This is a genomic window from Streptomyces sp. NPDC059895 (assembly GCF_042731035.1).
Lineage (GTDB): Bacteria > Actinomycetota > Actinomycetes > Streptomycetales > Streptomycetaceae > Streptomyces.
The window spans coordinates 23904-50684 of record NZ_JBHWKO010000007.1; the positions used below are offsets into that span (position 1 = coordinate 23904).

General features: G+C 74.4%; 22 protein-coding genes and 1 pseudogene. 17 read left to right on the forward strand and 6 right to left on the reverse strand.

Annotated features, from left to right (window positions below; all coding sequences use genetic code 11):
* Positions 1 to 89 precede the first annotated feature (89 nt).
* The 10 genes and pseudogenes from ACFV9M_RS10530 to ACFV9M_RS10575 all read left to right on the forward strand — a co-directional run bounded on the left by ACFV9M_RS10530 (position 90) and on the right by ACFV9M_RS10575 (position 11626).
* Positions 90 to 1565, forward strand: coding sequence for a GMC oxidoreductase (locus tag ACFV9M_RS10530; RefSeq protein WP_385071264.1), 1476 nt, complete (start codon positions 90 to 92; stop codon positions 1563 to 1565).
* A 396-nt stretch (positions 1566 to 1961) separates the two neighbouring features.
* Positions 1962 to 3176, forward strand: coding sequence for a pyridoxal phosphate-dependent aminotransferase (locus ACFV9M_RS10535; protein ID WP_385071266.1), 1215 nt, complete (start codon positions 1962 to 1964; stop codon positions 3174 to 3176).
* Positions 3177 to 3228: 52 nt separating this feature from the next.
* Positions 3229 to 3624 carry a cell division protein SepF gene (locus tag ACFV9M_RS10540; protein WP_385071269.1) on the forward strand — a complete coding sequence of 132 codons (396 nt, stop codon included), beginning with the start codon at positions 3229 to 3231 and terminating at the stop codon, positions 3622 to 3624.
* A gap of 269 nt (positions 3625 to 3893) precedes the next feature.
* Positions 3894 to 4043: pseudogene (locus ACFV9M_RS10545) on the forward strand (ATP-binding protein); the annotation flags it as partial.
* Complete coding sequence (locus ACFV9M_RS10550) at positions 4040 to 4366, forward strand: nucleotide pyrophosphohydrolase (protein ID WP_385071271.1); 327 nt, start codon at positions 4040 to 4042, stop codon at positions 4364 to 4366. The pseudogene ACFV9M_RS10545 and the gene ACFV9M_RS10550, both read left to right, overlap by 4 nt.
* A 209-nt stretch (positions 4367 to 4575) precedes the next feature.
* The gene (locus tag ACFV9M_RS10555) at positions 4576 to 5037 is read left to right on the forward strand and encodes a DUF6099 family protein (RefSeq protein WP_385071273.1); all 462 of its coding nucleotides are present in this window, start codon (positions 4576 to 4578) and stop codon (positions 5035 to 5037) included.
* A gap of 262 nt (positions 5038 to 5299) precedes the next feature.
* Positions 5300 to 6223, forward strand: coding sequence for an LLM class F420-dependent oxidoreductase (locus tag ACFV9M_RS10560; RefSeq protein ID WP_385071276.1), 924 nt, complete (start codon positions 5300 to 5302; stop codon positions 6221 to 6223).
* A gap of 149 nt (positions 6224 to 6372) precedes the next feature.
* A complete protein-coding gene (locus tag ACFV9M_RS10565; protein ID WP_385071277.1) occupies positions 6373 to 7293 on the forward strand; it encodes a DUF4232 domain-containing protein in 921 nt (306 codons plus the stop codon).
* Positions 7294 to 7529: 236 nt separating this feature from the next.
* Positions 7530 to 9074 carry a 3' terminal RNA ribose 2'-O-methyltransferase Hen1 gene (locus tag ACFV9M_RS10570; RefSeq protein WP_385071279.1) on the forward strand — a complete coding sequence of 515 codons (1545 nt, stop codon included), beginning with the start codon at positions 7530 to 7532 and terminating at the stop codon, positions 9072 to 9074.
* Positions 9071 to 11626, forward strand: a complete 2556-nt coding sequence (locus ACFV9M_RS10575; RefSeq protein WP_385071282.1) for a polynucleotide kinase-phosphatase — start codon at positions 9071 to 9073, stop codon at positions 11624 to 11626. Before ACFV9M_RS10570 ends, ACFV9M_RS10575 begins: the two co-directional genes overlap by 4 nt.
* 344 nt (positions 11627 to 11970) lie before the next feature.
* Here the strand turns inward: ACFV9M_RS10575 and ACFV9M_RS10580 are convergent, their stop codons facing one another.
* Together ACFV9M_RS10580 and ACFV9M_RS10585 are read right to left on the reverse strand one after the other, a co-directional pair.
* On the reverse strand, positions 11971 to 12873 hold the full coding sequence (locus ACFV9M_RS10580; protein ID WP_385071284.1) for a hypothetical protein: 903 nt from the start codon (positions 12871 to 12873) through the stop codon (positions 11971 to 11973).
* Positions 12870 to 14072, reverse strand: coding sequence for an SPFH domain-containing protein (locus tag ACFV9M_RS10585; RefSeq protein ID WP_385071286.1), 1203 nt, complete (start codon positions 14070 to 14072; stop codon positions 12870 to 12872). Before ACFV9M_RS10585 ends, ACFV9M_RS10580 begins: the two co-directional genes overlap by 4 nt.
* Positions 14073 to 14239: 167 nt before the next feature.
* Here ACFV9M_RS10585 and ACFV9M_RS10590 point away from each other — a divergent pair, with 167 nt between their 5' ends.
* The 3 genes from ACFV9M_RS10590 (at position 14240) to ACFV9M_RS10600 (ending at position 18219) form a co-directional block, all read left to right on the forward strand.
* Entirely contained in the window at positions 14240 to 15463 is a 1224-nt protein-coding gene (locus tag ACFV9M_RS10590) for an arginine deiminase (RefSeq protein WP_385071288.1), read from the forward strand.
* A gap of 109 nt (positions 15464 to 15572) precedes the next feature.
* Entirely contained in the window at positions 15573 to 16580 is a 1008-nt protein-coding gene (gene argF / locus ACFV9M_RS10595; RefSeq protein WP_385071291.1) for an ornithine carbamoyltransferase, read from the forward strand.
* 205 nt (positions 16581 to 16785) lie between these two features.
* A complete protein-coding gene (locus tag ACFV9M_RS10600) occupies positions 16786 to 18219 on the forward strand; it encodes an amino acid permease (protein WP_385071293.1) in 1434 nt (477 codons plus the stop codon).
* Here the strand turns inward: ACFV9M_RS10600 and ACFV9M_RS10605 are convergent.
* On the reverse strand, positions 18173 to 18655 hold the full coding sequence (locus ACFV9M_RS10605; RefSeq protein ID WP_385071296.1) for an ATP-binding protein: 483 nt from the start codon (positions 18653 to 18655) through the stop codon (positions 18173 to 18175). The genes ACFV9M_RS10600 and ACFV9M_RS10605 overlap by 47 nt on opposite strands.
* 319 nt (positions 18656 to 18974) lie before the next feature.
* Between ACFV9M_RS10605 and ACFV9M_RS10610 the strand changes: the two genes are divergently transcribed.
* Positions 18975 to 19802, forward strand: coding sequence for an enoyl-CoA hydratase family protein (locus ACFV9M_RS10610; protein WP_385071298.1), 828 nt, complete (start codon positions 18975 to 18977; stop codon positions 19800 to 19802).
* 4 nt (positions 19803 to 19806) lie between these two features.
* Positions 19807 to 22215: a bifunctional salicylyl-CoA 5-hydroxylase/oxidoreductase gene (locus ACFV9M_RS10615; RefSeq protein ID WP_385071301.1), complete on the forward strand. Its 2409-nt coding sequence runs from the start codon at positions 19807 to 19809 to the stop codon at positions 22213 to 22215.
* Positions 22216 to 22219: 4 nt separating this feature from the next.
* Here the strand turns inward: ACFV9M_RS10615 and ACFV9M_RS10620 are convergent, their stop codons facing one another.
* The gene (locus ACFV9M_RS10620) at positions 22220 to 23044 is read right to left on the reverse strand and encodes a PaaX family transcriptional regulator C-terminal domain-containing protein (RefSeq protein ID WP_385071304.1); all 825 of its coding nucleotides are present in this window, start codon (positions 23042 to 23044) and stop codon (positions 22220 to 22222) included.
* A gap of 15 nt (positions 23045 to 23059) precedes the next feature.
* Positions 23060 to 24676 (reverse strand): AMP-binding protein, encoded by a 1617-nt coding sequence (locus tag ACFV9M_RS10625; RefSeq protein ID WP_385071307.1) that lies wholly within the window; start codon positions 24674 to 24676, stop codon positions 23060 to 23062.
* 169 nt (positions 24677 to 24845) lie between these two features.
* Between ACFV9M_RS10625 and ACFV9M_RS10630 the strand changes: the two genes are divergently transcribed.
* Together ACFV9M_RS10630 and ACFV9M_RS10635 are read left to right on the forward strand one after the other, a co-directional pair.
* Positions 24846 to 25976, forward strand: coding sequence for an acyl-CoA dehydrogenase family protein (locus ACFV9M_RS10630; RefSeq protein ID WP_385071310.1), 1131 nt, complete (start codon positions 24846 to 24848; stop codon positions 25974 to 25976).
* On the forward strand, positions 25973 to 26374 hold the full coding sequence (locus ACFV9M_RS10635; RefSeq protein ID WP_385071313.1) for a RidA family protein: 402 nt from the start codon (positions 25973 to 25975) through the stop codon (positions 26372 to 26374). The genes ACFV9M_RS10630 and ACFV9M_RS10635 overlap by 4 nt, the downstream gene beginning before the upstream one ends.
* On the opposite strand, the gene ACFV9M_RS10640 is transcribed toward ACFV9M_RS10635, so the two are convergent.
* Positions 26375 to 26563, reverse strand: a complete 189-nt coding sequence (locus ACFV9M_RS10640; protein ID WP_385071315.1) for a DUF5999 family protein — start codon at positions 26561 to 26563, stop codon at positions 26375 to 26377. It abuts the gene before it with no gap.
* Positions 26564 to 26781: the final 218 nt, after the last annotated feature.

Sequence of the window (26781 nt, forward strand, 5' to 3'; positions counted from 1 at the left end):
CCCAGGCGAAGGACATCGCGGGCCTGACCCGATCGCCCACCAGACCCCGCGTCCCCTCATCACCGGCTGACCCCCTCAGGAGCACCCCCATGTCCCTCCCCTCGGCATCCGACTACGACGTCGTCGTCGTCGGCAGCGGCCCCACCGGCAGCACCTACGTCCGCGAGGTCTTCGAGCAGCACCCGGACGCGCGCATCCTGCTCGTCGAGGCCGGGCCGCGGATCAGCGACCCGGCGGGCGGCCACGTGAAGAACATCTCCGACGACGAGCGGCGCGCCGACGCCCAGCGGGCCTCGGAAGGACCCCTCCCCGCCTCGCCCGGCCGTCCCGGAACCCGCCTCCTCGGCGCCCCCGACATGCCGGCCGCCGCCGTCTCCACCAACGTCGGCGGCATGGGGGCCCACTGGACCGCGGCCTGTCCCCGCCCCGGGGACAGCGAACGCATCCCCTTCATCCCGGCCGACGAGATGGACCACCACCTGGCCCGGGCCGAGCACCTCCTGCACGTCACCGCGCACGCCTTCGACACCGCGCCCTTCGCCGACGAGGTGCGGCGCCGCCTGGCCGGCCACTTCGACACCGGCCGCGACCCCTCCCGCCGCGTCGCCCCCATGCCCCTGGCCGTCACCACCCGCCCCGACGGCACCTGCGTCTGGAGCGGCACCGACGTCGTCCTCGGCCCCGCCGCCCGGGACCCCCGCGTCGAGATCGCCGACCGGTGCCTGTGCCTGCGCGTGCTGCACGACGAGGGCACCGTGACCGGCATCGCCGTCCGCGACCTCGCGGGCGGCGGGGAGGCGACGATCACCGCACGGGCGGTGGTGATCGCCGCGGACGCCCTGCGCACCCCCCAGATCCTGCACGCGTCCGGCATCCGCCCGGCCGCGCTCGGCCGCCACCTCAACGACCAGCCGCAGGTCGTCCACGCCGTCCGGCTCCCCGACGACCTCGTGACCGCGCACCGCGCCGTCACCGGCCGCACCCGGCGGGACGACGGCGGGATCATCCCGCAGAGCGGCGTCAGCTGGGTCCCCTTCACCGACGACCGGCCCTTCCACGGGCAGGTCATGCAGCTCGACGCCTCACCCGTCCCCCTGGCCGGGGACGCGCTCGTCGAACCTGGCAGTATCGTCGGCCTCGGCTGGTTCTGCGCCAAGGACATCACCGCCGACGACCGCGTCACGTTCAGCGACAGCGAGCAGGACGCCTTCGGCATGCCGGCCCCCGTCATCCACTACCGCCACACCGACCGCGACCTCGCCACCATCGAGGCCGCCAAGAAGGCCGTCGCGGAGGCCGGAGCCACGCTCGGCATCCCCCTCGGCGAGGCCCCGCTGCTCCTTCCCGCGGGCAGTTCGCTGCACTACCAGGGCACCACCCGCATGGGCCCGGCCGACGACGGCACCAGCGTCTGCGACACCCACAGCCGCGTCTGGGACACCGTCGGCCTCTGGGTCGCCGGCAACAACGTCATCCCGACCGCCACCGCCTGCAACCCCACCCTCACCTCGGTCGCCCTGGCCTCCCGAGGCGCCGGGGCACTGGTCCACCACCTGACGCGCTGAGCGAAGGCCAACCGATTCCGGCCCGGTCGCGGGGCGGCCGCGAGGTGGCTGCGGGGTGGCTGCGGGGTGGTCGCGGGGTGATCGCGGGGCGGCAGCGGGCGGCCCATGCGCCGTGGGCCGTCCGTGACCGAGGCGTCCGTGACCGAGGCGTCCGCGACCAAGGGTCCGCGACCAAGGCGTTCGTGCCCGAGGTGTTCGTGCCCGAGGCGTCCGCGACCGAGCCGCGACGCCGGTCGTGTCCGGGGGCACGGCAGGCCCGTGACCTGCCCGCACCCGGTCGGGTCGGGGGCCCGCGGGACCGTACCGGGTGCTCGTCGGCGACGATGGCAGGGACGGTCCGCACCGCCGGCTCGTCCTGACACCCGTCCGTCATCGAGCCAGCCGGAGAACCGCCACATGAGGATCTCGCAACGCGCCCGGGCCGTCGCCCCCTTCTACGCCATGGAATTCGGCAAGCACGCCGCGGCGCTGGAGGCCCAGGGGCACCACGTCGTCAAGCTCAACCTGGGCGAACCCGACTTCGGCGCGCCCCCGGCCGTGCGGGAGGCGATGCGCGAGGCCATGGACGGCAGGCCCATGGCCTACACCGCCGCGCTGGGCCTGCCCGCCCTCCGGCAGGCGATCGCCGGGTTCTACCGCGACCGGCACGGGGTCGAGGTCGACCCGGCCCGGGTGGTCGTGACCGCCGGTGCCTCGGCCGCCCTGGTGCTGGCCACCGCCGCCCTCGTCGACCAGGGCGACGAGGTACTCATCGCCGACCCCTCGTACCCCTGCAACCGGCAGATCGTCGAGAGCTTCGGCGCCCGCGTCACCCTCGTGCCCACCACGGCCGAGACCCGCTATCAACTGGACGCGGCCGCCGTGCGCGCGCACTGGACGGACGCCACCCGAGGCCTCATGGTCGCCACCCCGTCCAACCCGACGGGCACCTCGGTCCCGGCCGGGGAACTGGCCGCGCTGTGCGACCTGGCGCGCGAGCGCGACGCGTGGCGCCTCGTCGACGAGATCTACCTCGACCTCGGCGACCACGACGACCGGGGCAGGCCGCCGCGCACCGCGCTGACGCACGACCCCGACGCCGTCGTCGTCAACAGCTTCTCGAAGTACTTCGGCATGACCGGCTGGCGACTGGGCTGGTGCGTCGTCCCGGAGCCGCTCGTCCCGGCGATCGAACGCCTGGCCCAGAACTACTTCCTCTGCGCCTCCACCCCCGCGCAGCATGCCGCCCTGGCCTGTTTCACCCCCGAGTCCCTCGCCGTCTGCGAGGACCGCCGCGCCGCGTTCCTCCGGCGGCGCGCGATCGTCCTCGACGGCCTGGAGCGGGCCGGGCTGCCGGTCCCGGTCCCGCCCGACGGGGCGTTCTACGTGTACTTCGACGTCAGCGGCACCGGCCTCACCTCATGGCGGTTCTGCGAGCGGGCGCTGCACGAGGCGCACGTCGCCCTCACCCCCGGCCGGGACTTCGGCGTGCGCACGGCGGACACCCATGTGCGCCTCTCGTACGCGGCGTCGGCAGACGAGCTCCGCGAGGGTGTCGCCCGGCTGGAGAAGTTCGTGGCATCGCTGCGGGGAAATGTCGCGGACCGTGTCGTTGTTGGGCCGAACGGGTGACTTGGCGTAAGAATTGGCTGGTGCAGGCATTGAGTGAGAGCGAGTCCGGGGGGTGCCGGTGAACCGTTACGACGTCACCGATGAACAGTGGGAGGGGCTTGCTCAGGTCGTTCCGTTGCGAGGCCGGGACGCATGGCCGTCGTCGGTCGGCCACCGGGCCCTGCCGGACGCGGAGACGGCGGCCCGCCGCCGTTTCGTCGTCCTCAGGGTCAACGTCTTCGCGGACGCCCGTGAGGTCGCCGAGACCCTCATGGCGGGCATCCCGGTCCTCCTCGACCTCACCGGCGCGGAGACCGAGGTCGCCAAACGCGTCCTGGACTTCTCCACGGGCGTCGTCTTCGGCCTGGCCAGCGGGATGCACCGGGTCGACCGGAACGTGTTCCTGCTGACCCCGCCGGGGACCGAGGTGAGCGGCATCATGGAAGGGGCCGGGGTCCCCGGCGTGTGAGGCGGCGCGCCCCTCCACCGGGGGCGCGGTCGCCCGTTCGCAGGAAGCCCACGAGGGCGGAACGGTTCGCCGCGCGGCGAGAGTCCTACGGTCCGAGTATGGCCGTTCCGCCCCCGTCCACCACCCCGTCCACCACCCCCGCGTTCCGCCCCGCGCCGCCGCGCCCCGCCCGCCCCTGTGTCGCCGAGCTGAGGCTGTCCGCCTTCGCCGGGCACCGGGGGACCGGGCTGCCGATCGGGGAGGTGACCCTCTTCGCCGGGGCGCGCGGCCGCGCGCTGGACGCACGCCAGCGCCGGGAGTTGCTGCGGCTCGCGGTCCGCATGGGCCGGCGCGGGCATCTGCGCCGCGTGGGGGCGGTGAGCGACGCCTCCTGGGCCGCCGGGACCGACGGTGCCACGGTGGTACACCTGGACCCGTGACAGAACACCTCGACGTGGCGAAGCTCCAGCGCAGGCTGGCCGAGTTCGCGGCCGCGCGCAACTGGCAGCCGTTCCACACCCCGAAGAACCTCGCCTCCGCGCTCAGCGTGGAGGCCTCCGAACTGGTCGAGATCTTCCAGTGGCTGACGCCGGAGGAGTCGGCCCGTGTGATGGACGCCCCGGACAGCGCGCACCGGGTGACGGACGAGATCGCCGACGTCCTCGCGTATCTGCTGCAACTGTGCGAGGTGCTCGGGGTCGACCCCCTCGCGGCGCTGGACGCGAAGATCGACCGCAACGAGGGCAGGTTCCCGGCGCCGTGAGGCCGGGCGGCCGCCTGCCGCCATCAAGGGAACACGATCATCCGTTATCACTCTCCGGAGTTGTCCGGTGGGGCGAAACCGATTTGTTGTCCACAGATTTCCGTCTTCCTCTGGCTTTTCGCCCCACAGACCCTCACTCTGGGTAGTGGACAAGGGAGTTCGAGTGACGGACGTGCGAGAAGCACGTCGGGACGGACGGGGGGCAGCGCATGGACGCGGTGCGGCTCATCCTGACGAGCAGGCGCGCTCTCGCGAGCAGCGACGACGGGCCTCGGACCCTGGCGGAGGTGTGGCAGGCGCAGGCCCTGGCCCAGGCGATCGGCAGCCGCCTCGCCGTCTCCGGCCCACCCGAACTGCGCGGTGAGGCGCTGGGGTTGACGGAGCTGGCGGGCCGGGGCTGCGGGGTGCTGGACGCGCCGGTCCTGGATCCCGGTGACCTGCGCGCCGCCCAGCTCACCGAGCTGGACGACGCCCGCGAGGCCCTGCTCTGCCTCGGCGGCCTGCTCGCCGAGGTCGGCATCGCGCTCGTCGGCCTCGCCAGCGCGGCGGACGGCGAGGGCGGGTACTGGCAGTGCATGGAGGCCATCGACGCGGCGGACGAGGCCAGGGACCGGGTCATGGAGATGCTGCGGAAACTGGCGGCGCGGGAGGGGGTGCTGCGGGAGCGGTGAGGGAGGCGGGACGGGGCTCGGCGGGTTCGGCCGGTCCCGCCCTCCTCTCCCGCCTCTCCCGCCCTCGCCGCGCCGGGCGGTCCGCCGGGGACGGGCGGGGGCGGCGGCGGGGGCCGGTGGGGTCGACGGGCGGGTGCGGGGGACCGGTGGGGCGGCGGGCGGTCCGCCGGGGAGGGGCGGGTGCGGGGGACCGGTGGGGGCGGCGGGCGGGTGCGGGGGACCGGTGGAGGCGGCGGGTGGTCCGGAGTGCAGGATGGGTGGCATGGACCTCCGCATCTTCACCGAGCCCCAGCAGGGTGCGACGTACGACACCCTCCTCACCGTGGCGAAGGCCACCGAGGAGCTCGGCTTCGACGCCTTCTTCCGCTCAGACCACTACCTCAAGATGGGCGACGTGGACGGCCTGCCCGGCCCCACCGACGCCTGGATCACCCTGGCCGGCCTCGCCCGGGAGACCCGGCGCATCCGCCTCGGCACGCTGATGACCGCCGCCACCTTCCGGCTGCCCGGTGTCCTCGCGATCCAGGTCGCGCAGGTGGACCAGATGTCCGGCGGCCGCGTCGAGCTCGGCCTGGGCGCGGGCTGGTTCGCGGAGGAGCACACGGCGTACGGCATCCCCTTCCCGAAGGAGAAGTTCGGCCGCCTGGAGGAGCAGCTGGAGATCGTCACCGGCCTGTGGGGCACGGAGACCGGCAAGACCTTCGACTTCCAGGGCACGTACTACGACCTGAAGGGCTCGCCCGCGCTGCCCAAGCCCGCCCAGGCGAGGATCCCGGTGCTGATCGGCGGTCACGGCGCGAGCCGCACGCCCCGGCTGGCGGCACGGTACGCCGACGAGTTCAACATGCCGTTCAGCTCGGTCGAGGACACCGAGCGGCAGTTCGGCCGGGTCCGGGCCGCCGCGCAGGAGGCCGGCCGCCCGGCCGACGCGATCACCTTCTCCAACGCCCTGGTGGTCTGTGTCGGCAAGGACGACCAGGAGGTCGCCCGCCGCGCCGCCGCGATCGGCCGCGAGGTCGACGAGCTGAAGCAGAACGGCCTGGCGGGCACCCCGGGCGAGGTCGTCGACAAGATCGGCCGCTACGCCGAGATCGGCTCCCGGCGCATCTACCTCCAGGTCCTCGACCTGCACGACCTGGACCACCTGGAGCTGATCTCCGCCCAGGTGCAGTCGCAGCTGTCGTGACACCCCGTCCGAGGGGCCGGACATCGTTGTCCGGCCCCTCGGACGCACATCGGGCCGGGAGCGGCCCGCCCGCCACCTGTGACAGCCCTGTGACCGGAGGTGTGGCTTCCACCACAGTCGGCGGGGCGGCCCCCTGATGGGGTGACCGGATGCGCAGACCCGCCCCCCTCCTCCTCCCCGTCGCCCTCGCCGCCGTCCTGCTGCTCTCCGCCTGCGGTGCGGAACGCGCCGGCACCGACTCCGCCGGGCCCGGCGCGGCGGCGCCGGCCCAGGTCGACGACCCCGGCATGGACGGCGTCCGGGTCGTCTCGGTGACCGTCCCGTCCCCCTCGCCCTCCCCCCGGCGCAGCCTCTCCGTCACCGCCGACAGCCTCCCCGCCGACTCCGGCGTCTTCGCCGCCTACGAGGTGACCAACGACGGCACCGAGGCGCTGACCTACAGCGTCCTGTTCGACTTCACGACGAGCGGCGGCGAGGTGATGGACAACGAGTGGGTGACGGTGCGCGACGTCGGCCCCGGCGAGACGGCGCGCGGCACCGTCCGCCTGGGCACCCTGGCGCCGGGCGCCTCCCCCGTGACGCGGGCGAAGGTCTCCCAGGTCTTCAAGGTGCCCGCCGGCGAGGCACCCGCTGAGGCGGGGACCTGCCCGCCCTCCGGGACCCGGGTCACGGCCGACGAGGGCGACGCGGCGATGGGGCTGCGCGTGGTGGGCCTGCACCTGGAGAACTGCGGAACGCGCGACTACACGGTCGACGGCTACCCGCTGCTGGAACTGCTGGACGACGACCGCGAGCCGGTCCACGGCGTGCGGATCCTCCAGGGCAGCGGTGACATCACCACCGCCGCGGGGCCCGACGAGGCGCCGGAGAAGGTCACCCTTAAGCCGGGCGAGAAGGCGACCGCCGGCCTGGTGTGGCGCAACACCACCGAGTTCGGCACGCCCGTCGACGTCCCGTACGTCCGGGTCCGGGCGAAGGCCGGCGCCGACCCGGTGACCGTGACACCCCGTCTCGACCTGGGAACCACCGGAAAGCTCGGGGTCAGGCCCTGGAAGCGGGCGACCGGGTAGCGGAAAATCCCGGGTGCTCCCGCACCCCTTCTCGGTACGTTGACGGTATGCGCAGGCGCACCACCAGCGCTTTCACATCTCCCGACCTCTCCTCGAAGCCCCCTTCGAACCCACTGTCCGAACCCACCGTCCGAACCCGCCGTCCGAACTCCCTCGCACCCTCCTCCGTCCGCACCTCTTCGAACCCACCGTCCGAACCTTCGGATCCCTTCCGAGCCCTCTAGAGGCAGCCCACCGTGTTCCTGACCGTCACCACCACCGGCACCCCCGAACGCCCCGCCACCGACCTGGGTTTCCTGCTGCACAAGCATCCCGACCGGGCGCAGGCGTTCTCCACCTCCTACGGCACGGCGCACGTCCTCTACCCCGAGGCGGACACCGAGCGCTGCACGGCGGTGCTGCTGCTGGAGGTGGATCCCGTGGCGCTGGTCCGGCGCGGCAAGGGCAAGGGCCGCGGCGGCGCACCCGACGCCGCCCTCGCGCAGTACGTCAACGACCGCCCGTACGCGGCTTCCTCGCTGCTCGCGGTCGCGCTCAGCGGCGTGTTCTCCAGCGCGATGCGGGGAGTCTGCGCCGCCCGGCCCGAACTGCCCGACCGGGCGCGTCCCCTGCGCGTCGAGGTGCCCGCGCTGCCCGCCCGCGGCGGCCCCGGCCTCGTACGGCGTCTCTTCGAGCCGCTCGGCTGGACGGTGACCGCCGAACCGGTCGCGCTGGACACGCGGTTCCCGGAGTGGGGGGACTCGTGGTACGTGCGTCTCGTGCTGGAGTCCGAGGCGCTGACGCTCGCCGCGGCCCTGCGCCACCTGTACGTGCTGCTGCCCGTGCTCGACGACGCCAAGCACTACTGGGTCTCCTCCGACGAGGTCGACAAGCTGCTGCGCGCCGGTGAGGGCTGGCTGCCCGGCCACCCCGAGCAGAACCTGATCACCAGCCGCTATCTGTCGCGCCGCTGGTCGCTGACCCGGCAGGCGAGGGAGCGGCTGGAGCTGGTGCGGCTCGCCGAGGCCGACGACACCGAGGTCGAGGAGATCGACAACGCGGTCGCGGCGGAGGCGGAGACGGAGGAACGCCCGACCCCGCTCGCGGTGCGGCGCCGGGACGCGATCGTCGCGGCGCTCCAGGAGTCCGGAGCCGCCCGGGTGCTCGACCTCGGCTGCGGCCAGGGCCAGTTGGTGCAGGCGCTGCTGAAGGACGCCCGGTTCACGGAGATCGTCGGCGTCGACGTGTCGATGCGCGCGCTCGCCATCGCCTCCCGCCGGCTGAGGCTGGACCGCATGGGCGAGCGCCAGGCCTCCCGCGTCACCCTCCGCCAGGGCTCCCTCGCCTACACCGACGACCGGCTCAAGGGATACGACGCCGCCGTGCTCAGCGAGGTGATCGAGCACGTCGACCTGCCCAGGCTGCCCGCCCTGGAGTACGCGGTGTTCGGCGCGGCCCGTCCGCGCACGGTCCTGGTGACCACCCCGAACGTCGAGTACAACGTCCGCTGGGAGACCCTCCCGGCCGGCCACGTCCGGCACGGCGACCACCGCTTCGAGTGGACCCGCGAGGAGTTCCGTGCCTGGGCGGAGACCGTCGCCGCCCGGCACGGCTACGACGTGCGCCTCGCGCCCGTCGGACCGGACGACCCCGAGGTGGGACCGCCGACCCAGATGGCCGTGTTCACCCTGAGCACCCCGAACGACACACCGGCCCCGACCGGCACACCCACCCCGAACGACACACCCACCCCCAACAGCACCCCGGACCGCAAGAAGGAGAAGGAGGCGGAGGCGGCATGACCGAGACCCCGGCCACCACCCCGCGGCAGGGCCGCGTCCTGCCCGTCACCGACCTCTCCCTCGTCGTGCTGATCGGCGCCTCCGGCTCGGGCAAGTCGACCTTCGCCCGCCGGCACTTCCGGCCCACCGAGGTCATCTCCTCCGACTTCTGCCGCGGTCTGGTCTGCGACGACGAGAACGACCAGAGCGCCACCCGGGACGCCTTCGACGTCCTGCACTACATCGCGGGCAAGCGGCTCGCGGCCGGCCGGCGCACGGTCGTCGACGCCACCAGCGTGCAGCAGGACGCCCGCCGCCAGCTGATCGACCTGGCCAAGCGGTACGACGTGCTGCCCATAGCGATCGTGCTGGACGTGCCGGAGCAGGTGTGCGCCGAGCGCAACGCGGCCCGCGCCGACCGCGCCGACATGCCGCGCCGGGTCGTCCAGCGCCACACCCGCGAACTCCGCAGGTCCCTGCGGAGCCTGGAGCGCGAGGGCTTCCGCAAGGTGCACGTGCTGCGGGGCGTGGAGGAGATCGAGCACGCCACCGTCGTCACCGAGAGGCGCTTCAACGACCTGACCCACCTGACCGGCCCCTTCGACATCATCGGCGACGTCCACGGCTGCGCCGCCGAACTGGAGGCGCTGCTCGACAAGCTGGGGTACGCCGACGGCGTGCACCCGGACGGCCGGCAGGCCGTCTTCGTCGGCGACCTCGTCGACCGCGGCCCGGACAGCCCCGGTGTGCTGCGCCGCGTGATGGCGATGGTCACGTCGGGCAACGCCCTCTGCGTCCCCGGCAACCACGAGAACAAGTACGGCCGTCACCTGCGCGGCCGCGCGGTGCAGCCCACCCACGGCCTCGCCGAGACCATCGAGCAGATGGCGGGCGAGAGCGAGGAGTTCCGCGCCGAGGTGCGGGAGTTCATCGACGGACTCGTCAGCCACTACGTCCTCGACGGCGGCCGGCTCGTCGTCTGCCACGCCGGCCTGCCGGAGAAGTACCACGGCCGCACCTCCGGCCGCGTCCGCTCGCACGCCCTGTACGGCGACACCACCGGCGAGACCGACGAGTTCGGCCTGCCGGTGCGCTACCCGTGGGCGGAGGACTACCGGGGCCGGGCGGCCGTCGTCTACGGCCACACCCCGGTGCCGGAGGCGACCTGGCTGAACAACACCATCTGCCTGGACACCGGCGCGGTCTTCGGCGGCAAGCTGACCGCGCTGCGCTGGCCGGAGCGGGAACTGGTCGACGTACCGGCCGAGCGGGTCTGGTACGAGCCGGCCAGGCCGCTGCGGTCGGAGGCGCCCGGCGGGCACGACGGGCGGCCCCTGGCCCTGTCGGACGTGCACGGGCGGCGGGTCGTCGAGACCCGGCACCAGGGCCGGATCTCGATCCGCGAGGAGAACGCGGCGGCGGCCCTGGAGGTCATGAGCCGCTTCGCCGTCGACCCGCGTCTGCTGCCCTACCTCCCGCCGACCATGGCGCCCACGGCGACCAGCCGGGTGGACGGGTACCTGGAGCACCCGGCGGAGGCGTTCGCGCAGTACGCCGAGGACGGGGTCGCGCGGGTCGTGTGCGAGGAGAAGCACATGGGCTCGCGGGCGGTGGCACTGGTGTGCCGGGACGCGGAGGCGGCCCGCAGGCGGTTCGGCGTCGACGGGCCGGCCGGCTCGCTGTACACGCGCACCGGCCGCCCGTTCTTCGACGACGGGTCGGTGACGGAGCGGATCCTCGACCGTGTCCGCACGGCGGTCGGGGAGGCCGGCCTGTGGGACGGGCTCGACACCGACTGGCTGCTGCTGGACGCCGAGTTGATGCCGTGGTCGCTGAAGGCGGCCGGGCTGCTGCGCTCGCAGTACGCGGCCGTGGGCGCCGCCTCGGGGGCCGTCTTCCCGGGCGCCCTCGCCGCGCTGGAGGGCGCCGCCGCCCGCGGGGTGGACGTCGCCGGCCTCCTCTCCCGCCAGCGTGAACGGGCCGCCGACGCGGACGCGTTCACCGAGGCCTACCGGCGCTACTGCTGGACCACGGACGGCCTCGACGGCGTCCGCCTGGCACCGTTCCAGATCCTCGCCGTCCAGGGCCGCAGCCTCGCCGGCCTGCCCCACGACGAGCAACTCGCCCTGCTGGACCGGATGGTGGAGCACGACGGCACCGGACTCCTCCAGACGACGCGGCGCCTGTACGTCGACACGGCGGACCCCGAGTCGGTGCGGGCCGGCGTCGACTGGTGGCTGGAGATGACGGGCCGCGGCGGCGAGGGCATGGTCGTCAAGCCGCTCGGCGCCCTGGTCCGCGGCGACCAGGGCCGCCTGGTCCAGCCGGGCGTCAAGTGCCGGGGCCGCGAGTACCTCCGCATCATCTACGGCCCGGAGTACACCCGCCCCGACAACCTCGCCCGCCTGCGGCAGCGCTTCCTGAACCACAAGCGCTCCCTCGCGATCCGCGAGTACGCCCTCGGCCTGGAGGCCCTGGACCGCCTGGCCGAGGGCGAGCCCCTGTGGCGCGTCCACGAGGCGGTGTTCGGTGTCCTGGCCCTGGAATCGGAGCCGGTGGACCCGAGACTGTGACCGACCCGGCCCCGGGACCTGCCGGACGCGGCGAGCCGGCCCCGGGACCCGCCGGACCTGCCGGACCTGCTGGACGCGGCGAGCCGGCCCCGGGGCCCGCCGGACCTGCCGGTCCTGCCGGACCTGCTGGACGCGGCGAGCCGGCCCCGGGACCTGCCGGTCCTGCCGGACGCGGGGACCCGGCTCCGGGGCCCGCCGGACCCGCCGGGCCTGCTGGACGCGGCGAGCCGGCTCCGGGGCCCGCCGGTCCTGCCGGACCTGCTGGACGCGGCGAGCGGGCCCCGGGACCCGCCGGACCCCCCGGACCCGCCGGACGCGGCGGCCCGGCCCCGGGCGGCCGCCCCTCAGCCCACCAGCCGCAGTCGCCGCTCGCACACGCCCACCCGGACGGTCTGACCCCAGGTCAGTTCCAGTGCGTCCGTCTCCACGCCGTCCCCGAAGGCGATCAGGCGTTCGGACTCGACGGTGAGGCGGAGGCGGGCCGACGGGGCGAGTTCGCCGGCCACCAGGGTCGTCCCGGTGGCCGGGGACGGCCAGGCCTCGCGGACGAACCACAGCAGGCGGTCGTCCGTGGGCGCGGGCAGGCGCAGGCCGCCGCCCCGCTCCCGCCACACCGACCGGAGCCACCCGGTCGCCCCCGTGCCGGTTCCCACCAGCACTCCGGAGGAGGCCTGGGCCTCGACGACACCCCCGTCGTCCTCGAGGCCCAGGCGGTATCGGGCGGTCTGGTGGCCGGCCGCGCCGAGATAGATCTCGTTCAGGGCCACCAGCCGCTGCGTGTCGTCGGCGACGGCCTCCACCATGGTCAGCTCGTCCATGCCGGTGCCGGCCGCCGCGAGCGCGGACGGCAGGAGCGCGCCGGCGTCCCGCGCCCGGTGGCGGACCAGCACGCCCGGGTTGCGTCCGGGGTCGGTGTCGATGCCCACCACCGGCTGCCCGCTCAGGTACTTGGCGGCGTTCGCCACCAGCCCGTCCTGGCCGACCACGACCACCACGTCCTCGGGCGCGAACAGGAAGCGGTCCAGGTCGGCCCGCTCCACCCGGGTCTGACGCCACGTCAGGGGAATGGCGGCGGTCACCTCGGCCAGCGCCCGCCGGGTGCGGCGGTGCCGTTCGGCCACCTCCTCGATGTCCCGGCCGCGCGAGGCGAGGAAGAAGGCGGCCTGGCCGTGCGTGCCGTGCCGGGCGACCAGCTCCTCGTACTCCGTGGTGCGGTGCACGAGCACGGCCCGCGGGGCCAGGCTCACTCCCGGCCCCCGGCGCCGAGCCGGGCCAGCAGCCCGGTCAGCACGTCCGGCGAGACGGTCACGCTCTCGATGTGCGGCAGGTTCTCCGCGAGCCGGGTCCCGGTGAGCGCGTGCAGCGTGGCCACGTCGACGTCGGCGTGCACCCGCAGCCAGGCCGCCTGGGCCTGTGCCCGCGCCTCGCCCACCTCGCGCGCCGCCTCCGCCTCCGCGCGGGCGAGCCGTACCGCGCGGGCCGCCTCCGCCTCGGCCAGCCGCTCCGTGCGCCGGGCCTCGGCGTCGCCCAGCCGCACCTGCTTGTCGGCCTCCGCCTCGGCGAGCTTCACGGCCCGGGAGGCCTCGGCCTCCGCGAGCTTCACGGCCCGCGCGGCCTCCGCCCCGGCGAGTTCCACCGAGCGCGCTGCCTCCGCCTTGGCCAGCCGCACCGTACGCGACGCCTCCGCGTCCGCCCGGACCTTGTCCGCCGCCGCGCTCTCCTCCGCCTCCCGCCGGGTGTTGGTGCCGCGCTGCTCGACCAGCTGCTCCTCGCGCCGGGCGAGTTCGATCCTGCTGGCGAGCTCGTTCTCGGCGATGGTCCGCTCCCGCTCGACGGCCACCGCCCGCCGCTCGTACGTCGCCCGGTCGGCCTCCTGCTGGATCTGCTCGCGGGCCGGGGTGCGCAGCGCCCGTTCCACCTCGGGCTCCGGCCGCAGCGCGACGACCCGCACGGCGACCACCTCGATGCCCGTGGCCGGCAGCCGGGGCTCGGCCGCGAGCCCCGCCGCGACGCGTTCCCGCACCGACGCCACCCCGTCCACCAGCGCCGCCGACAGCGGTGTACGGGCGAGGACGTCCAGCGCGTGCTGCTGGGCCGTCTCCGTCAGCAGGGTGCCGAGCTGCTCCAGGGGCGCGCCCCGCCAGCCGCCGGTGTCCGGGTCGATCGAGAAGTCGAGGCGGGCGGCGGCGACGGCGGGGTCGCTGATGCGGTAGGTCACCGTCGCCTGCACGGCCACGTCCTGGAAGTCCGCGGTGCGGGCGTGGAAGGTCATCGCCAGCTCCCGGTCGTCGACCGGGACCTCGGAGAGCGCGGCGGTCAGCGAGCGGTACCAGAAGCTGAGGCCCGGCCCGTCGTGCGCGAGCTTGCCGGAGCGGTGGTGGCGGATATGGGCCGTCGGGGCGCCCCGCAGGTGGCGCCAGCCCAGGCGCCGGGTGATGTCGGCCATGAAAGGGTCCCCCTGGACGTCGTGCCTCGCACCGGATGTCGTCAGTAAGACGATAATAGGAGGGGCTGCTTGTCGTCAAGGGGACGAAAAGCGGCGGGAGTGAGCGGATCCGCGCGGAATCGGGGCCGGCGGGGGTGAAGGCGGTCCATGACGGCCAGGATGAAGTCATGGGATTCCACGTCGACTCCGAGGCCGGGCGGCTGCGCCGCGTCATCCTGCACCGGCCGGATCTCGAGCTCAAAAGGCTCACCCCCAGCAACAAGGACGCCCTGCTCTTCGACGACGTGCTCTGGGTGCGCCGGGCGCGCGCCGAGCACGACGGCTTCGCGGACGTGCTGCGCGACCGCGGCGTCGCCGTCCACCTCTTCGGCGACCTGCTCACCGAGGCCCTGGAGATCCCGGCGGCCCGAGCCCTCGTCCTGGACCGGGTCTTCGACGAGAAGGAGTACGGGGTGCTCGCCACCGACCACCTCCGCGCCGCCTTCGAGACCCTCCCCGCGCCCGCCCTCGCGGAACTCCTCGTCGGCGGCATCACCAAGCGGGAGTTCCTGGAGGCGCACCCCGAACCGACCTCGGTCCGCTTCCATGTCATGGAACTCGACGACTTCCTCCTCGGTCCGCTGCCCAACCACCTCTTCACCCGCGACACCTCCGCCTGGATCTACGACGGCGTCTCCATCAACGCGATGCGCTGGCCCGCCCGGCACCGCGAGACGGTCCACTTCGAGGCGATCTACCGCCACCACCCCCTCTTCCGTGACGAGACGTTCCACCTCTGGTCCGAGGGGCAGCCCGACTACCCCTCCACCATCGAGGGCGGGGACGTGCTCGTCATCGGTGGCGGCGCCGTCCTGATCGGCATGAGCGAACGCACGACCCCCCAGGCCGTCGAGATGCTCGCCCACAAGCTGTTCGCCGCGGGCTCGGCCGAGACCATCGTGGCCCTGGACATGCCGAAGCGGCGGGCGTTCATGCACCTGGACACCGTGATGACGATGGTCGACGGGGACACCTTCACCCAGTACGCGGGCCTCGGCATGCTCCGCTCGTACACCATCGAGCCGGGCGTCGGCGAGAAGGAGCTGAAGGTCACCGACCATCCGCCGGAGCACATGCACCGCGCGATCGCGGCCGCCCTCGGCCTCAGCGAGATCCGGGTGCTGACCGCGACCCAGGACGTGCACGCCGCCGAGCGCGAGCAGTGGGACGACGGCTGCAACGTCCTCGCCGTCGAACCGGGCGTCGTCGTCGCCTATGAGCGCAACGCCACCACCAACACCCACCTGCGCAAACAGGGCATCGAGGTGATCGAGATCCCGGGCAGCGAACTGGGGCGGGGCAGGGGAGGGCCGCGCTGCATGAGCTGTCCGGTCGAGCGGGGGGCCGTGTAGGTGTGCGGGCGGGGGTGACCAGGGCTCCGTATATAAATTCTGAGCGTCGTATAGACTTCCAAGGGTCCCCTGTCACTGCACTTCATGCACCGCACCTCTGGAGCGCCCCATGGCGACAGTCCCGACCGCCCTCGCCGGCCGCCACTTCCTCAAGGAGCTGGACTTCACCCAGGAGGAGTTCCGCGGCCTGATCGAGCTGGCCGCCGAACTGAAGGCCGCCAAGAAGGCCGGGACCGAGGTCCAGCACCTGCGCGGCAAGAACATCGCCCTGGTCTTCGAGAAGACCTCCACCCGCACCCGCTGCGCGTTCGAGGTCGCCGCCGCCGACCAGGGCGCCTCCACCACGTACCTGGACCCCGTGGGCTCCCAGATCGGCCACAAGGAGTCGGTGAAGGACACCGCCCGGGTCCTCGGCCGGATGTTCGACGGCATCGAGTACCGCGGCGACAGCCAGCACAAGGTCGAGGAGCTGGCCGCCCACGCGGGCGTGCCCGTCTTCAACGGCCTCACCGACGACTGGCACCCCACGCAGATGCTCGCCGACGTGCTGACGATGACCGAGCACTGCGCCAAGCCGCTGTCCGACACGGCCTTCGCCTACCTCGGCGACGCCCGCTTCAACATGGGCAACTCCTACCTGATCACCGGTGCCCTGCTCGGCATGGACGTGCGGATCGTCGCCCCCAAGACCTACTGGCCCGCCCAGGAGATCGTCGACCGGGCCCACGAGCTCGCCGCGGCCACCGGCGCCCGCGTCACCCTCACCGAGTCGCTGGAGGAGGGCGTGCGCGGCGCCGACTTCGTGGCCACCGACGTGTGGGTGTCGATGGGCGAGCCCAAGGAGGTCTGGGACGAGCGGATCACCGCCCTCGCCCCGTACGCGGTGACCATGGACGTCCTGCGCGCCACCGGCAACCCGGACGTGAAGTTCCTGCACTGTCTGCCGGCCTTCCACGACCTGGGCACCAAGGTCGGCCGCGAGATCCACGAGAGCCACGGCCTGGACTCCCTCGAGGTGACGGACGAGGTCTTCGAGTCGGCCCACTCGGTCGTCTTCGACGAGGCGGAGAACCGGCTGCACACCATCAAGGCCGTCCTCGTGGCGACCATGGCCTGACCGCACCCCGCACCCCGCACCCGCACGCCGCACCCGCACCCCGCACGACGCACCCGCACGACGCACCCGCATCCCGCACCCGCACCCCGCACGACGCCCGTCACCGGGCCTTATGCTGTCCGGCGGCCCGGAGCCACCCCTTCCGAGGCCGCCGCGCGACCGAATCCGGTCACCCCCCGCACCACCAGAAACGAGCACCACCCGCATGCCCCGCATCAAGTCCCCCGCCCTCCTGGTGGCCGCGTCCGGCGCCGACCGCGAGGGCCACGGCCTGCGCCGCACCATGGGCCTTTTCCAGCTGGTCTGCTTCGGCGTCGGCGCGATCGTCGGCACCGGCATCTTCGTCGGCCTGTCCGACTCGGTCGCCCAGGCGGGCCCGGCCGTCGTCGTCTCCTTCGTCCTGGCCGCGATCACCTGCGTCTTCACCGCGTTCGCGTTCGCCGAGCTGGCCGGCGCCATCCCGGTCTCCGGCTCCTCGTACTCCTTCGCCTACGCGAGCCTCGGCGAGACCACCGCCTTCCTCGTCGGCTGGTGCCTGCTCCTGGAGTACGGCGTCTCCGTGTCCGCCGTCGCCGTCGGCTGGAGCCAGTACGTCAACGAGCTGCTCGACAGCCTCACCGGCCACCAGCTGCCCGCCGCCCTGTCCGCCGGCCCCGGCGACGGGGGAGCGGTGAACCTGCCCGCCGTCCTCGTCATCGCCATGGCCGCCGTCCTGCTGGTGCGCGGCGTGCGCGAGAGCGCCCGGGCCACCGCCGCCATGGCGGTCCTCAAGATCGCCATCCTCGTCGTCTTCTGCGCGATCGGCCTCAGCGCCTTCCGGGACGGCAACCTCACCCCGTTCACCCCGGCCGGCCTCGGCGGCATCGGCGCCGGCACCACCGCGGCCTTCTTCTCCTACATCGGCTTCGACGCGATCACCACGGCCGGCGAGGAGGCCAGGAACCCCCGCCGGGACGTGCCCGTGGCGATCCTCGTCTGCATGGGCGTGGTCACCCTGCTGTACTGCGCGGTCGCGCTCGCCGCGATCGGCGCCGTCGGCGGCGACGAGGTCGGCGGCCGCCCCGCCGCCCTGTCGTACGTGGTCGACAAGGTCACCGGCTCCTCCGTCGGCGGCGGGATCATCGCGTTCGGCGCGGTCGTCGCCATCGCGTCCGTGGTCCTCGCGGTGATGTACGGCCAGACCCGCATCCTGCTGTCCATGGCCCGTGACGGACTCGTGCCGCGCGTCTTCGAGAGGGTCTCGCCCCGCACCGCCACGCCGGTCGCCGGCACGCTGATCGTCGCGGTCGTCTTCGCGCTCCCGGCGGCCTTCGCCTCCCTGGACGCCGTGATGAACCTGTGCACCATCGGCACCCTGGCCATCATGGCCGTCGTCAACATCGCGGTCATCGCCCTGCGCCGCCGCGACCCCCACCTGGCCCGCACCTTCCGCGTGCCGCTCTGCCCCCTGCTGCCCCTGCTCGGCGTCGGCTGCTGCCTTTACCTGATGTACGAGACGGGCTGGGCGACCTGGTTCCAGTTCGCCCTGTTCCTCGCGGCGGGACTCGTGGTGTACGCCCTCTACGGGCGCCGCAACTCCCGGCTGCCGCAGGTCACGCGGGACGCGGACGCCGCTGCGGCGGAACCGCTGCCAGTCTGAACCACACCGCCTTGCCCCCCGCGGTGGGGCGGTGGCCGCAGGACGAGCTCAGGGCGCGGAGCAGCAGCAGACCGCGCCCGTGCTCCTGCCAGGGGTCGGGCTGCCCGCCGCGCGGGCGCGTCAGATCGCCGGGCGGGGCCGGGTCGGGGTCGTGCACCTCGATCTGGCAGCCGGCCGGCAGCAGCCGCACCACCAGCTCTATCGGGTCGTCCCCGGCGGTGTGCTCCACGGCGTTCGCCACCAGCTCGGCGGTGAGCAGCTCCGCCGTGTCGCTGTCCGCCGCGTGCTCCAGCCCGGTCAGGGCCGTACGGACCAGTGCGCGGGCCACCGGCACGGCCGCGGCGGAGTGCGGCAGCGCGATGCGCCAGGAGGCGGGTGAGGCGGGGCGTTCGTGCACGGCGGGTCCGTTCCTGGCGCAGGTTCCCGTGCTCGGCATCAGGCGGTCCTGCTCTCGACTCGGGGAATGGTACGGCGGGCCTCCCGCCCGGGCGCGGAGCGGTCGCCGTCCGGGACCGTCGACCGCGTCACCGGCCGGCTCATCCGGTTCAACGGCCCCGTCACCCGGCTCAACGGCCCCGCTCGCGCGCCCGATCCCGCTGTTACCGGGTTGTCGAGGACCGGTGACGGCTCTGACGCGGACCGGTCAGGCGGTGACTCCCCGGTGGCATACCCTCCCCCTCTGTCGCGCACTCCTGACGGCAGTCACGCAAGGGTGATAATTTCGAGAGTGACCACTCGTCGAGGAGGCCGCCCTCATGAGTCCCTTCACCGGCTCCGCCGCCCGCACCTCCGACTGGCACCACCTCCGCGTCACCCACGCCGACGGTGTGGCCACCGTCACCCTCGCCCGCCCCGAGAAACTCAACGCGCTCACCTTCGGCGCCTACGCCGACCTGCGCGACCTGCTCGCCGAACTCTCCCGGGAGCGTTCCGTGCGCGCCCTGGTGCTGGCCGGCGAGGGACGCGGCTTCTGCTCCGGCGGCGACGTCGAGGAGATCATCGGCGCCACCCTCTCCCTGGACACCGCCCAGCTCCTCGACTTCAACCGGATGACCGGACAGGTCGTGCGGGCCGTACGTGAGTGCCCGTTCCCGGTGATCGCGGCCGTCCACGGGGTGGCCGCGGGCGCCGGCGCCGTCCTCGCCCTGGCCGCGGACTTCCGGGTCGCGGACCCCACCGCCCGCTTCGCGTTCCTCTTCACCCGCGTCGGCCTCTCCGGCGGCGACATGGGCGCCGCCTACCTGCTGCCCCGGGTGGTGGGCCTCGGCCACGCCACCCGGCTGCTCATGCTCGGCGAACCGGTGCGCGCTCCCGAGGCCGAGCGGATCGGCCTGATCAGCGAACTGGCCGAGGACGGCGGCGCGGAGCAGGCCGCACAACACCTGGCCCGCCGCCTGGCCGACGGCCCCGCCCTCGCCTACGCCCGGACGAAGGCACTGCTGACGGCCGAACTCGACATGCCGCTGGCGGCGGCGGTCGAACTGGACGCGGCCACCCAGGCCCTGCTGATGAACGGCGAGGACTACGCGGAGTTCCACGCGGCGTTCACGGAGAAGAGGACGCCGAAGTGGCAGGGGCGGTGAGGCGGTGACGCCCGACCGACGGCACCGGGCGGCCGACGCGAGGACGCCGGCCCCAGGGGCGCGGGGCCGTGCCGACCTCCGGCTCCGCCGCGGGACGCGACCGGCCCCCACCGGCCCGTACCCGCGCGACGGGACGAACCACCCCCGACGTATCGCGATCACCGGCGGAGGCCCGGGCGGCCTCTACGCCGCGGCCCTGCTGAAACGCCTGGACGCCGGCCGCGAGGTCACCCTCTGGGAACGCAACGCCCCCGACGACACCTTCGGCTTCGGCGTCGTCCTCTCCGACGAGACCCTCGGCGGCATCGAACACGCCGACCCGGTGGTCCACGAGGCCCTGCGCGAGCACGTCGTCCGCTGGGACGCCGTCGACATCGTGCACCGGGGCGTCCGCCACACCTCCGGCGGCCACGGTTTCGCCGCCCTCGGCAGGCAGCGACTGCTGCGGATCCTGCACGACCGCTGCCGTTCCCTCGGCGTCGACCTGCGCTTCCGCGCCGAGGCGCCGCATCCGGCGCGGCTCGTGGCCGCGTACGACCTCGTCGTCGCCGCCGACGGTGTGCACAGCACCACCCGCGAGGCGTACGCCCATGTGTTCCGGCCCCACGTCGTCGGCCACCGGTGCCGCTACCTCTGGCTGGCCGCCGACGTCGCCTTCGACGCCTTCCGCTTCGAGACGGCCGAGACCGAGCACGGCGTGATGCAGCTGCACGGCTACCCGTACGCCGCCGGCGCGTCGACGGTGATCGTCGAGATGCGCGAGGAGGTCTGGCGCGCGGCCGGCTTCGAGGAGCTCGGCGAGCGGGAGTCGGCCGAGCGCTGCGCCAAGATCTTCGCGGACGCGCTCGGCGGGCGGCCGCTGAGGTCCCGCCGGTCCGCGTGGACCACCTTCCGCACGGTGGTCAACGAGCGCTGGTCGCACGGCAACCTCGTCCTGCTGGGCGACGCCGCCCACACCGCCCACTTCTCCATCGGCTCCGGCACCAAGCTCGCCGTCGAGGACGCCCTCGCCCTCGCCGCCTGCCTGGACGGACAGCCGTCCCTGGAACGGGCGCTGGCCGCCTACGAGGAGGAGCGCCGGCCCGTCGTCGCCTCCACCCAGCGCGCCGCCCGGGCCAGCCTGGAATGGTTCGAGGACCTCGCCCTGTACGTGGACCAGCCGCCCCGCCGGTTCGCCTTCAACCTGCTCACCCGCAGCCGCCGCGTCACCCACGACAACCTGCGGCTGCGCGACCCCCGCTTCACCGGCGCGGTGGAGCGGGAGGCGGGCTGCCCGCCCGGCACGCCCCCGATGTTCACCCCCTTCCGGCTGCGCGGCCTGACCCTGCGCAACCGCGTCGTGGTCTCCCCGATGGACATGTACTCGGCGACGGACGGCCTGCCCGGCGACTTCCACCTCGTCCACCTCGGCTCCCGGGCCCTCGGCGGGGCCGGCCTGGTGATGACCGAGATGGTGTGCGTGTCCCCCGAGGGGCGCATCACACCCGGCTGCACCGGCCTGTACACCGGCCGGCAGGCCGAGGCGTGGCGGCGGATCACCGAGTTCGTGCACACGCGGGCGCCGGGCACCGCGATCGGCGTCCAGCTCGGCCACTGCGGGCGCAAGGGCTCCACCCGCCCGATGTGGGAGGGCATGGACGAACCGCTGCCCGACGGCGACTGGCCGCTCGTGGCCGCCTCCCCGCTGCCGTACAAACCGGGCGGCCGGCTGCCCCGGGAGCTCGGCCGGGCCCAGCTCACGGATCTGCGCGAACAGTTCACGGCCGCCGCCCGGCGGGCCGCGCGGGCCGGCTTCGACCTGCTCGAACTGCACTGCGCGCACGGCTACCTGCTGTCCGGTTTCCTCTCCCCGCTGGCCAACCGCCGTACCGACGCCTACGGCGGCTCGCTCGCGCGGCGGCTGCGCTTCCCGCTGGAGGTGTTCGACGCCGTCCGGGCCGTGTGGCCCGGGGAACGGCCCATGACGGTGCGGATCTCCGCCACCGACTGGGCCGAGGGCGGCACGACGGCCGAGGACGCCGTCGGGATCGCCCGCGCCTTCGCCGCGCACGGCGCCGACGCCATCGACGTCTCCACCGGGCAGGTCGTCGCCGAGGAGGCACCGGAGTTCGGGCGGTCGTACCAGACGCCGTTCGCGGACCGGATCCGCAACGCGGTCGGCGTCCCGGTGATCGCGGTCGGCGCGATCTCCTCCTGGGACGACGTCAACTCGCTGGTCCTGGCCGGACGGGCGGACCTGTGCGCCCTGGGCCGCCCGCACCTGTACGACCCGCACTGGACGCTGCACGCCGCCGCCGAACAGGGCTACGACGGCCCCGGCGTCGTCTGGCCGGCACCGTACCGGGCGGGCAGCCGCCCCCCGCGCACCGGCCGCGCGGACGCGCCCGGACCCCGTCCGTCGCTGAGGAGCTGACCCGTCAGGCGGTCGCGGGCACCCCGGCGAACTCCGCGCCCGCGTCCCGCAGCCGCTCGTGCAGCCCCCGGAACACGGCCGCCGAGCGGACCCCGGGCCAGTCGTCGGGGAGCAGACGGGCGGGCAGGCCGGGGTCCGCGTAGGGCAGGTGGCGCCAGGAGTCGAGGGCGAGGAGGTAGTCGCGGTAGGCCTCCTCCGCGGGGGTGTCCGCGCGCGCCTCCCAGGCGCGCAGCACGGGTTCGTGCCGGTCCAGGAAGGCCTCGTGCTGCTTGGCCACGGCCGCCAGGTCCCACCAGCGGGCCACGGCCTCGACGGTCGGCGCGAACCCCAGGTGCTCGCCGCGGAAGAGGTCCACGTACGGGTCGAGGCGCAGCCGCCGCAGCGTGTTGCGGGTCTCCTCGTGCAGGCGGGCCGGCGCGATCCACACGCCGGGGGCGGCCGTACCGAAGCCCAGACCGGCCAGCCGGGACCGCAGCACGTGCCGCTTCTGCCGCTCCGACTCCGGCACGGAGAACACCGCCAGCACCCAGCCCTCGTCGCCGGGCGGCGCGGTGGCGTAGATCCGCCGGTCGCCGTCCTCCAGCAACTGCCGGGCCTCCTCGGACAGTTCGTAGCCGGCCGCGTTCTGCGCGGTGCGGGCCGGCAGCAGCAGTCCGCGCCGCTTCAGCCGGGACACCGAGGAGCGCACGGAGGGCGCGTCGACGCCGACCGCGGCGAGCAGCCGGATCAGCTCGGCGACGGGCACCGGGCCCGGCGTGAAGCGGCCGTACGCGCCGTAGAGCGTGACGATGAGAGACCGAGGTGCAGGCTGGTCGGACACGTTGATCATCTTAGGTCGTCGGCATCACTGCTGGTCACCATCGGTGTCGGCATCGGCGTCGGCGGCGGTGCGCAACCGGAACCGCTGGAGTTTGCCCGTCGCCGTGCGCGGCAGGGCGTCCAGGAGGACGATCTCGCGCGGGCACTTGTACGGCGCCAGCTCGGCCAGGACGAAGGCACGCAGCGCCCCGACGTCCGGCCGCGCCCCCGCGCGCAGCACGGCGAACGCCACGACGGCCTGCCCGCGCGCCTCGTCGGGACGCCCGACGACCGCCGCCTCGACGACGTCCGGATGCCGCAGCAGGGCCTCCTCGACCTCGGGTCCCGCGATGTTGTACCCGGCGGAGACGATCATGTCGTCGGCGCGGCCGACGTACCGGAAGTAGCCGTCGCGGTCGCGGACGTAGGTGTCGCCGGTGATGTTCCAGCCGTCGCGCACGTACGCGCTCTGCCGGGGATCGGCGAGGTAGCGGCAGCCGACCGGTCCGCGCACGGCGAGCAGCCCCGGCTGCCCGTCGGGGACGGGCTCCCCGTGCTCGTCCTGCACACGCGCCTGCCAGCCGGGGACGGGGACGCCCGTCGTGCCGGGCCGGATCCGTTCGTCGGCGGCGGAGATGAAGATGTGCAGCAGTTCGGTGGCGCCGATGCCGTTGATCAGCCGCAGCCCGGTCCGCTCGTGCCAGGCGCGCCAGGTGGCCGCGGGCAGGTTCTCGCCCGCCGAGACACAGCGGCGCAGCGACGACAGGTCGTGCCCGTCGAGGCCGGCGAGCATCGCGCGGTAGGCGGTGGGCGCGGTGAACAGCACCGACACCCGGTGCCGGGCGACGGCGTCCAGCAGCTGCCGGGGCCCGGCCTGTTCGAGCAGCAGCGCGCTCGCCCCGGCCCGCAGCGGGAAGACCAGCAGCCCGCCGAGGCCGAAGGTGAAGCCGAGCGGGGGAGAGCCGGCGAAGACGTCGTCCGCGCGCGGCCGGAGCACCCGCGCCGAGAAGGTGTCGGCCACGGCGAGGACGTCCCGGTGGAAGTGCGCGCACCCCTTCGGCCGCCCGGTGGTGCCGGAGGTGAACGCGATCAGCGCCACGTCGTCGGCGGCCGTGTCCACGGCCCGGTACGGGGTGTCCGGCGCGGGCCGGCGCAGCAGGTCGTCGGGGGCGTCCCCGCCGTAGGTGGTGATCCGCAGGCCCGGTACCCCGGCCCCGGCGAGGTCCTCGACGGCCCGGACGTCGCACAGGGCGTGTTCCACACGGGCCGTCGCGCACATCGTGCGCAGCTCGTGCGGGCGCTGCCGGTCCAGCACGGTGACGGCGATCCCGCCCGCCTTCAGCACCGCCAGCCAGCAGGCCGCCAGCCACGGCGTGGTCGGCCCGCGCAGCAGCACCCGGTTGCCGGGGACGACCCCGAGGCCGCCGGTGAGCAGATGCGCGAGCCGGTCGACGCGGGCGCGCAGCTCGCCGTACGTCCAGGCGGGGCCGGCGGGGGTGCGGAAGACGGGCCGGTCGGGGGCGGGGCCGGTGAGGAGCTCGGCGGCGCAGTTCAGCCGTTCGGGGTAGCGCAGCTCCGGCAGGTCGAAGCGGAGCTCGGGCCACTGGCCGGGCGGCGGGAGATGGTCGCGCGCGAAGGTGTCGACATGCGCCGAGTCGTTCATGGCGGATCGCCCCCTTGCCTGGAGGGGCGCCCTCAGGGCGCCGTGACGGGCGTCGTGGTGGGCTCGCGCCCCGAGCGTATCGTGTTGGTGACGGCAGTCAACGGTTCGCGATACCGTCGAGGAGGCGGCGGGAGGCCGACGCGAGACCGTCGCGGAGAGGGGTCCGGTGATGCCCGCATTCTCACTCGAACCGGAACAGACCGCCTGGTGCGCCGCACTGCGCGCCCTCGCCGCCGACCGGCTGCGCCCCCTCGCCGACCGGGGCGAACCCGGCCGCGTCAACCGCCCGCTCGTCGCCGAACTCGGCCGCCTCGGCCTGCTGGCCCGTCTGTTCACCTCCGGCGCGGTCGACCTGTGCCTGATGCGCGAGTCCCTGGCGTACGCCTGCACCGAGGCGGAGACCGCCCTGGCCCTCCAGGGACTGGGCGCGCACCCGGTCCACGCCCACGGCACCCCCGCCCAGCGCGCCCGGTGGCTGCCGCGCGTCGCCGACGGCAGCGCGGTGGCGGCCTTCGCGCTGAGCGAGCCGGGCGCCGGCTCGGACGCGGCGGCGCTGTCCCTGGCCGCCGAGCCGGACGGGCCGCACGCCTGGCGCCTGACCGGCGAGAAGTGCTGGATCTCCAACGCCCCGGAGGCCGACCTGCACACCGTCTTCGCCCGCACCACCGAGGGCGCCGGCGCCCGGGGCGTCACCGCCTTCCTGGTCCCCGCCGGCCGCCCAGGCCTGACCGGTTCCGCGCTCGACCTGCTCTCCCCGCACCCCGTCGGGACCCTCGGCTTCGACGCCGTCCGGGTCACCGCCGACGACGTGCTCGGCACACCCGACCGCGGCTTCCGGGTCGCCATGGACACCCTCAACCTGTTCCGCCCCAGCGTCGGCGCCCTCGCCCTCGGCATGGCCCAGGCCGCGCTCGACGCCACCCTCGCCCACACCGCCCGGCGCGACGCGTTCGGCGGCAAGCTGCGGGACCTCCAGACGGTCGCCCACCAGGTCGCCGAGATGGCCCTGCGCACGGAGGCGGCCCGCCTGATGGTCTACGCGGCGGCCACGGCCTACGACACCGGCGCCCCCGACGTCCCGCGGCGCTCCGCCATGGCCAAGCTGCTCGCCACCGAGACCGCCCAGTACGTCGTCGACACGGCCGTCCAGCTGCACGGCGCCCGGGCGCTGCGCCGGGGACACCTGCTGGAGCACCTCTACCGCGAGGTGCGCGCCCCCCGGATCTACGAAGGGGCCAGCGAGGTCCAGCGCGGCATCATCGCCAAGGAGCTGTACGCGGCCGCGGAGGCGCCGCGGTGACCGCCGAGCGCGTCAACCCGCCCGAGCTGTCCCCGCCGGTCGGCTTCTCGCACGCGGTCGTCGCCACCGGCTCCCGCGTGGTCTTCCTGGCCGGTCAGACCGCGCTCGACGCCGACGGCGAGGTGGTCGGACGGACACTGCCGGAGCAGTTCGAACGGGCGCTCGGCAACCTGCTCACCGCGCTGCGGGCCGCGGGCGGCACCCCCGCGGACCTGGCGCGCGTCACCGTGTACGTCACGGACGTCGCCGCCTACCGGGCCCGCGCCGCCGAACTCGGCCGCGTGTGGCGGCGGTCGGCGGGCCGGGACTACCCGGCGATGGCGGTCGTGGGGATCGTCCGGCTGTGGGACGAGCGGGCCCTCGTCGAGCTCGACGGGTTCGCCGTCCTGCCGGACTGATCAGGCGGCGACGGCCGGCCGCCCGGCCGTCCCCCGGTGCGGGGCCACCACCCGGCCGTCGGGCAGCGGCTCGCCGGAGTCGTCGAAGACGATCGTGCCGTCGCACAGCAGGCTCCAGCCCTGCTCGGGGCGGGCGGCGACGACGTGTGCCGCGTCGGCGGACGCGCTCGGCACGTCGTGGTCGCACATGGCGCACCTCCACGTAGAGGGGACCGGCCCTGCGGCGGCCCAGTGCACCGACCATGCGCCCGCCGGACCGCCGTCGCCAGAGGCGGGCCCCGATCGTGACAGCACCAGGACGACTCCACGACCGTCCGCCGACGCGCGGCGCGGACTCGCCACCGAAGGGGTGACGGTCACGGGCTCGGAGGCGATCGAGCGGTACCAGTGGAAGCCCCCACAACAGG

Coding starts and splice junctions, on each gene's coding strand:
- ACFV9M_RS10530 (WP_385071264.1), top strand. CDS start 90: ATGTCCCTCCCCTCGGCATCCGACTACGACGTCGTCGTCGTCGGCAGC.
- ACFV9M_RS10565 (WP_385071277.1), top strand. CDS start 6,373: ATGCGCAGACCCGCCCCCCTCCTCCTCCCCGTCGCCCTCGCCGCCGTC.
- argF (WP_385071291.1), top strand. CDS start 15,573: ATGGCGACAGTCCCGACCGCCCTCGCCGGCCGCCACTTCCTCAAGGAG.
- ACFV9M_RS10620 (WP_385071304.1), bottom strand. CDS start 23,044: ATGATCAACGTGTCCGACCAGCCTGCACCTCGGTCTCTCATCGTCACG.
- ACFV9M_RS10560 (WP_385071276.1), top strand. CDS start 5,300: ATGGACCTCCGCATCTTCACCGAGCCCCAGCAGGGTGCGACGTACGAC.
- ACFV9M_RS10575 (WP_385071282.1), top strand. CDS start 9,071: ATGACCGAGACCCCGGCCACCACCCCGCGGCAGGGCCGCGTCCTGCCC.
- ACFV9M_RS10555 (WP_385071273.1), top strand. CDS start 4,576: ATGGACGCGGTGCGGCTCATCCTGACGAGCAGGCGCGCTCTCGCGAGC.
- ACFV9M_RS10640 (WP_385071315.1), bottom strand. CDS start 26,563: ATGTGCGACCACGACGTGCCGAGCGCGTCCGCCGACGCGGCACACGTC.
- ACFV9M_RS10605 (WP_385071296.1), bottom strand. CDS start 18,655: ATGCCGAGCACGGGAACCTGCGCCAGGAACGGACCCGCCGTGCACGAA.
- ACFV9M_RS10600 (WP_385071293.1), top strand. CDS start 16,786: ATGCCCCGCATCAAGTCCCCCGCCCTCCTGGTGGCCGCGTCCGGCGCC.
- ACFV9M_RS10535 (WP_385071266.1), top strand. CDS start 1,962: ATGAGGATCTCGCAACGCGCCCGGGCCGTCGCCCCCTTCTACGCCATG.
- ACFV9M_RS10585 (WP_385071286.1), bottom strand. CDS start 14,072: ATGGCCGACATCACCCGGCGCCTGGGCTGGCGCCACCTGCGGGGCGCC.
- ACFV9M_RS10590 (WP_385071288.1), top strand. CDS start 14,240: ATGGGATTCCACGTCGACTCCGAGGCCGGGCGGCTGCGCCGCGTCATC.
- ACFV9M_RS10630 (WP_385071310.1), top strand. CDS start 24,846: ATGCCCGCATTCTCACTCGAACCGGAACAGACCGCCTGGTGCGCCGCA.
- ACFV9M_RS10610 (WP_385071298.1), top strand. CDS start 18,975: ATGAGTCCCTTCACCGGCTCCGCCGCCCGCACCTCCGACTGGCACCAC.
- ACFV9M_RS10625 (WP_385071307.1), bottom strand. CDS start 24,676: ATGAACGACTCGGCGCATGTCGACACCTTCGCGCGCGACCATCTCCCG.